The following is a 5791-nucleotide window of genomic DNA, read 5'->3' on the forward strand; positions in this document are numbered from 1 at the left end:
CGATCGGACGACCCGAGGAACGCACCAGTTCCACGGCGTCTTCCTTGTACTTCTGGGTGTACTTCTTACGATCCGACATTAACGTGAGGGCTCCTTACAAGCTGTCTCACAAAACCATACGGCCGCAGTAAATACTCATTTACTCATGTTTGCATGATGAGTAAATGAGTGTTGATCACAGAAATCATTCCCAATTGGAGGCCCCATGAAAGTTATATCTGTCTTGAATCAAAAGGGCGGCGCAGGGAAAACCACCATTGCCACGCACTTGGCAACGGCACTTCGTCTCGCCGGCCACACCGTTCTCCTCGTCGATTCAGACCCGCAGGGAAGCGCTCGTGATTGGGCGGCGGTGCGGGAAGATCATCCCCTGTCGGTTGTAGGAATGGACCGTCCTACCATTGAACGCGATCTGAAAAGCATCGCTCCCGTCGACTACGTGATCATTGACGGCGCTCCCCAGGCAGCTGATCTGGCTGTATCCGCCATCAAAGCCTCTGACTTCGCCCTCATCCCTGTTCAGCCCTCGCCCTATGACATTTGGGCAACCTCTGACTTGGTCGACCTAGTCAAGCAACGCATTGAAATTACGGATGGCCAACTTCAAGCGGCTTTCGTGGTTTCCCGTGCAATCACAGGAACAAATATCGGGAAGGAAGTCACCGGCATCCTCGAGGGCTATGAACTCCCAGTTCTGCATTCCCGCATTCATCAGCGCGTAAATTACCCGGGAACGGCAGCGGGCGGCTCGACCATACTTGAGGACTTTCCTGGGTCAGAGGGCGCAAGGGAAATTAATCAGCTGATGGACGAAGTCATCAGCCTCGTATCAAAATTAGGATGAGTAAATGAGTAAATTTGCTGGTCTATCGACAGGACGGCCGAGCGTTACCAACGCCGCTAAAGCTAAGCTTCTTGAGAGCCTTAAAGATGACGCACCCCAAGAGCCGCTGAAACGGGTCAATTTCCAAGTAGCCGAGAGCAAGCACACGAAACTTAAAGTCCACGCTGCTAAAAAGGGGCAGAGCGTCAGGGAGTTTTTGACTGATTACATTGATTCGCTGCCTGACAGCTGAGCGAACACTTTACTCCAATTTTGGTGGGGGTGTTTGGGCGTTGCCTGCAACGCTCAGGCTGGTCGCGGATGTCGGGGTGCTCGAAGTAGGCATGGCATGCGAGTGGGACCTGGGGGTCCGGCAGGTCTCCCAACCAGGGTCAGGTCTTGCTGGGAGCGGAAACGGCCGAGCGGTGAGTAATTGAGTAAATGACCAATCAGAGTAAATGAGTAATTACTCAAGTGGGCCTTTAGGTTTCCGGCTGGCGGGTCTCACTTTCAGCTGAGCGACACTTTACTCAATTGAGTAAAAAGCACTTTTGAGTACATTTTTTGGGGTGTTCGGGCGTTGCCTGCAACGCTCAGGCTGGTCGCGGATGTCGGGGTGCTCGAAGTAGGCATGGCATGCGAGTGGGACCTGGGGGTCCGGCAGGTCTCCCAACCAAGGTCAGGTCTTGCTGGGAGCGGAAACGGTCGACCGGTGAGTAAATGAGTAGATAACCAATCAGAGTAAATGAGTAAATACTCAAAAGCGCTGAAAGCCTCACACCGCCGTGGAAGGAGCCCTAAATAAGGGCTCCTGTCCGCGAACAGAGGCAATTCCGGTGGGGGAGCGCAGGTTCTGTTGCTGGCCGCCTCCATCGTGGCGGACGTTCCCATCGCTCTCGGTGACACGGTTAGCGGCCTGGACTGGGAAACCCTGGACCTGGTGCTCCAGCCGGGATCGCCCATGCCGGCGGAAGTCACGAACACTCCGATGTCCGCACCAACGATGACGGTACCGTCCTCAACGGCAAGCTGGAGAGCCTGCACCCCTGGGCCCGGACCCTGCGCTCCGTCTAACAGGGCGGGGGAATGCCGGCGCCGGGATACAACCCTCCCGACACTGCGGTCAGGGCAGCCGTGTCCGAAAATGAAGGCCCCGGGCCGCGCGGAACATCGTTGGGGGGGAATGTGTCCGCGCGGCCGGAGCCAACAAAAGGTCCCGGGCCGGATAAAACCAGTTTGGGGGAAACCATCAATCAACAGCCCCGGAACCATCAAAGAGTTTACATGAGTATAAAGAAGCCTGCTTCCTTCACTCACCCGTACTTCAGCGAGGACGACGCAGGGCAGGTCCGGGCGGCGTTCTTGGCCGCAGGCCCTGCCGAGCCGGTAATTGCGCGTTTCCCGTTCCTCGGACGGGGCAGCGGGAAACGCGCCGGCCGGGGGGGGAGTCGAAGCCCCCGATCCTCACGGGCCGGAAACGAACTCAAGATCACCGGAACATCCGGCCGGGTGGAGGAACCCAAGGCCCGGAAGTTCATTGAGGAGAACCCCTGCCGCAGGACCCGCCGCAGCCACCGCAAAACGGCGCACTGGAGCCAAACTGACAGAACAGTGACCAGCGGCGGCGCGAAAACAGGCCCGCCGCGAGGCCACCGCCCCATGGCTGCAACCAGCGAGCGAAGGTGGTCGGGGTACGGCCTGTCCCTGCTTGCCGTCCGGTAGTAGTAATAGTAGCATTCCTACTATTACTACTACTACTGGAGGAGTGCTGGCATGGCCGAGACGTCCGTGAAGGAGCGCGTGTACGCCGCCGCGGAGCAGATCAGCGGTGAACGAAATCCCACCGTGTCCAGTGTGCGGCAGGCCGCCGGGGTCTCCAGCGCCGACGCCACCAGGTTCCTGAAGGAGTGGCGGGAGGAGAAAGCCGCCGCCGGAACGCAGATCGCCGCGACGCCGCAGGCCGTGCTGGAACACGCCGCCCGGCTCGCCGGCACGGTCTGGGCTGAAGCCGCCAAACTGGCCGATGACCGCCATGCCGGCATCGAGGCCCAATGGGCACGCGAACGCCAGGAAAAAGACGACGAACTCGCCGAGCTCGGTGCCGACCTCGACCGGACCGCCGCCGAAAAAGACAGAGTCATCGCCGATCTCACCAACGAGCTTCAGGCCGCCGCGGCCCGGCTGGAAGGCGCCGAGAAGAACGCCGCCGACGCCCTCCAGGCCGCAGATGCAGCACGTGCCGAAGCCACCCGCCTGAATATCGGGCTCTCCGCGGCCGAAGCGCGGGCAGCGACCCTCCAGCAGGCCCTCGACTCGCTGCTCCAACGCGTCACCCCCGAAACACAGCAACCACAGGCCGGCGGCGCCAAGGACTGACACCGGCCGCCCACCCGGGGGTGTTCCCCACGGTGGCCGGCTCAAAGGCTTCCGGCTGCAAAGTGGCAGGCCGGCGCCCGGAAACGCGGAAGGCCCGCCATGTGCGGGCCTTCCGCCATTAGCCTCTTAGCTCCTGGTTATTCGCGGCGGGTCTGCCCTCGGGCGGCGAGGACACGGTCGGCGTGTTCGGCCACCTCGGACCAGATCTTGCCTTCAAGGGTGAGCGCGTTGGCCCTGACGGCCTCGATGGCTTCGGTCGGCGTCATCGTGTTCATGATGATGCGGTTGATGACCACGGCAGATTCCGTCCGTTGTGCCAGGAACTCCAGCTGCTCTACGGTGACGTCCCGGCGCTCGGTGACCGCGAGCTGGACCTGCTCGTGCAGCCCGGGCTGGTTCAGGATCGCAGCCAGCACCGCGGGGTCCACGCTCGGCCGGGTGATCACCGCGATCTGTGCGCGCCAGTCTCCCGCCAGAGCACGTTTCTCGCTGCCGGCTGCGTCATAGTGGCCCCACCGGTTGTCACTCATCGCAGGCCCGCGTCAGGTGCCAGCCTTCCCAGCCGGGATGCTTCCGCAGCTCAAACGTCCGCAACGCAGCTGATGACCCCAACCGTACCTGTACGCGCCAGAACTCGATCTCCACCACGCTGCCCTGCCCGCGGCCGGCCGGCAGGTCGGATTCCCACCAGTTCCAGCGGCTGAACCAATGCACCGGTTCCGCCGCCACCGCCCACAACCGGCCGTCCCACCGCACCGCCAGCGGCGTCCCCTGCGCCGTGAACCGCACCTGAACCGGGTCATTCAATACCGGTGTTCGTGTCTCTGCTGCCGTTACTGTCATCGTCTGCAGTCCCTCTCTTCCGCCCCGATCCGATCCATTAAAAGTAGAACAGATATTCGAATTAAGCGAAGTCGGTGAGGTATCTGTCGATGCCTTCCCCACGGGAGCAAATCTGCCTTGGGGTGCGTGTCTAAGGGTCCGCGGCGCCGGGCAACTTTAGGGTCAAGTTATGGATAGGGGCCAGACCTTCGAGCTTGAAGGGCAGACGTCGATCAACGAGCTGCTCATGGAGCCGGTCGGCGTTGCTCCTATCCAGATGGCGTTGCCGATTTATGTGCAGCTGGGTCAGGGGGAATGGCGTCGTCTGTCCTGACGCTGCGCAGAGCCAACGAAGAGGACCGATACGTGATCGGCAGCGACCCCGAAATGAGGAGCGAGAAATATGTGGATGACTGACGGCCGGAAGTTGTCCGGCAGCTACGGCACCTGGCGCGGCCGAGAGGTTGAACTGCGCGAGCGGAAGCCCCGTGACGGCAAGTACTGCCTGGTCCAGGAAGGGGGCGAGCGGCCCGGTCCGGAATGGAGGGAAATGTTCTTCCCGGCAAGCGTAGGCAGCACCTCCTACCGCTACTACCACGACGTGCCCGAGACCGAGGTCTCCGACGTGCACAGCATCGAAGCGACCGGCTACGTGATGATGACCAGCATCGGAGGATTCGACGTCCAAGCCCCTGTGCAGATCGTCGCCCAGGACGAGTCGGGCCGTCTGTTCGTCGAGTGCTACTGGGACAACCGGGACTATTGGAGCGACCTGAAGCGCGAGTTCGATTTCGAAGAGAACGAACGCGCCTGGGTGTACGGATGGATCCCCGGCCATCGGTCCACCGACATCCAGATAAGCCGCAACGACCATACCAACCAGTGAAGCGGGCAGCAGCCGGGGTAACTGTTAAATAACGCGGGTGGCGTTACTACTGACGGACATCACGCACCTAGGGGAGGCACGCGCCATGAGGGGATACCTGCAGAACGGAACCGGCGCTAAGGAACGGCCGTGTTAGCGGCTGCCGCGGCCATGCCCGGCTGGGCATGGTGGGGTGTGGCCTTTGTCTTGTTCGCGGGCTTCGCAATGTGGCGTGCGCGCCGGCGGCTGCGGGCAGGAGTCGACGGGTCTTCCGGAGAAGCAGGCGGCGGCTGGGGAGCACCTGACCAGGTGGCCATGGGGGGGGGGGGGGGAGTGTGGTTGAGCCTTCTCCTGCTGCTGATCGGTGCCGTTTTTGACCTGGGCGACATCGACCTCGGGCGGAGCCTGAGCGGCCCCTGAGGTCCCACAACTTCCCGGGCACTTCTTGCAAGCGTCGACCGCGTATCTGACGAAGCATTGGCGGGACGCAAAGTTCCGCTGCCCACAACCGGGGACATTCCTCGTGGGTTATCCACCGCTACGGCTGCCGGGGAGCTACCCAAGGCTCCCAAATCTCCAGCCGTGGATAACCCGGATTGACCCCAACCGTGGACATCCCCATAGTCACCGTCGGTTTCGGCCAGGACAGCAACAATCAACGGTCATCCTTGGCAATCCCCTCGAAAGGACGAAGGCTTTGCTGCTCTCCATCGTGGCCCGCTCTTATACAGTGCACTCGTGCGTCGCTGTGCCGCAGAGGGTCACAACAGCCGGACGATACTGGCACCTCTGCGTATCAGGTTCGGGCGTATTCATCGGCTGGCGCCTGTGTAGGTCTGTCTGATCCGCTGCTGCTAGTGACCATCTGGGAGAAGAGGCGGGCCGTTCGCCGGAGGATCCTGAGT

Annotated in this window: 7 protein-coding genes; 5 read left to right on the forward strand and 2 right to left on the reverse strand. The window is 61.5% G+C overall.

Annotated features, from left to right (window positions below; all coding sequences use genetic code 11):
* Nucleotides 1-205 precede the first annotated feature (205 nt).
* The 3 genes from parA to HGO92_RS22805 all read left to right on the forward strand — a co-directional run bounded on the left by parA (nt 206) and on the right by HGO92_RS22805 (nt 3199).
* Complete coding sequence (gene parA, locus HGO92_RS22795) at nt 206-844, forward strand: ParA family partition ATPase (RefSeq protein ID WP_169998942.1); 639 nt, start codon at nt 206-208, stop codon at nt 842-844.
* 4 nt (nt 845-848) lie between these two features.
* A complete protein-coding gene (locus tag HGO92_RS22800; protein WP_139006938.1) occupies nt 849-1076 on the forward strand; it encodes a plasmid partition protein ParG in 228 nt (75 codons plus the stop codon).
* A gap of 1520 nt (nt 1077-2596) precedes the next feature.
* Nucleotides 2597-3199: a DNA-binding protein gene (locus HGO92_RS22805; protein WP_169998945.1), complete on the forward strand. Its 603-nt coding sequence runs from the start codon at nt 2597-2599 to the stop codon at nt 3197-3199.
* Nucleotides 3200-3336: 137 nt separating this feature from the next.
* Here the strand turns inward: HGO92_RS22805 and HGO92_RS22810 are convergent, their stop codons facing one another.
* Together HGO92_RS22810 and HGO92_RS22815 are read right to left on the reverse strand one after the other, a co-directional pair.
* The gene (locus HGO92_RS22810) at nt 3337-3729 is read right to left on the reverse strand and encodes a hypothetical protein (protein ID WP_169998948.1); all 393 of its coding nucleotides are present in this window, start codon (nt 3727-3729) and stop codon (nt 3337-3339) included.
* On the reverse strand, nt 3722-4042 hold the full coding sequence (locus HGO92_RS22815) for a hypothetical protein (protein WP_169998950.1): 321 nt from the start codon (nt 4040-4042) through the stop codon (nt 3722-3724). Before HGO92_RS22815 ends, HGO92_RS22810 begins: the two co-directional genes overlap by 8 nt.
* A 169-nt stretch (nt 4043-4211) precedes the next feature.
* Here HGO92_RS22815 and HGO92_RS22820 point away from each other — a divergent pair, with 169 nt between their 5' ends.
* Both HGO92_RS22820 and HGO92_RS22825 read left to right on the forward strand, forming a co-directional pair.
* Nucleotides 4212-4355 carry a hypothetical protein gene (locus tag HGO92_RS22820; protein ID WP_169998952.1) on the forward strand — a complete coding sequence of 48 codons (144 nt, stop codon included), beginning with the start codon at nt 4212-4214 and terminating at the stop codon, nt 4353-4355.
* A 69-nt stretch (nt 4356-4424) separates the two neighbouring features.
* A complete protein-coding gene (locus tag HGO92_RS22825; protein WP_169998955.1) occupies nt 4425-4907 on the forward strand; it encodes a hypothetical protein in 483 nt (160 codons plus the stop codon).
* Nucleotides 4908-5791 lie beyond the last annotated feature (884 nt).

This window comes from Crystallibacter degradans (assembly GCF_012952295.1).
GTDB lineage: Bacteria > Actinomycetota > Actinomycetes > Actinomycetales > Micrococcaceae > Crystallibacter > Crystallibacter degradans.

Coding starts and splice junctions, on each gene's coding strand:
- parA (WP_169998942.1), top strand. CDS start 206: ATGAAAGTTATATCTGTCTTGAATCAAAAGGGCGGCGCAGGGAAAACC.
- HGO92_RS22800 (WP_139006938.1), top strand. CDS start 849: ATGAGTAAATTTGCTGGTCTATCGACAGGACGGCCGAGCGTTACCAAC.
- HGO92_RS22805 (WP_169998945.1), top strand. CDS start 2,597: ATGGCCGAGACGTCCGTGAAGGAGCGCGTGTACGCCGCCGCGGAGCAG.
- HGO92_RS22810 (WP_169998948.1), bottom strand. CDS start 3,729: ATGAGTGACAACCGGTGGGGCCACTATGACGCAGCCGGCAGCGAGAAA.
- HGO92_RS22815 (WP_169998950.1), bottom strand. CDS start 4,042: ATGACAGTAACGGCAGCAGAGACACGAACACCGGTATTGAATGACCCG.
- HGO92_RS22820 (WP_169998952.1), top strand. CDS start 4,212: ATGGATAGGGGCCAGACCTTCGAGCTTGAAGGGCAGACGTCGATCAAC.
- HGO92_RS22825 (WP_169998955.1), top strand. CDS start 4,425: ATGTGGATGACTGACGGCCGGAAGTTGTCCGGCAGCTACGGCACCTGG.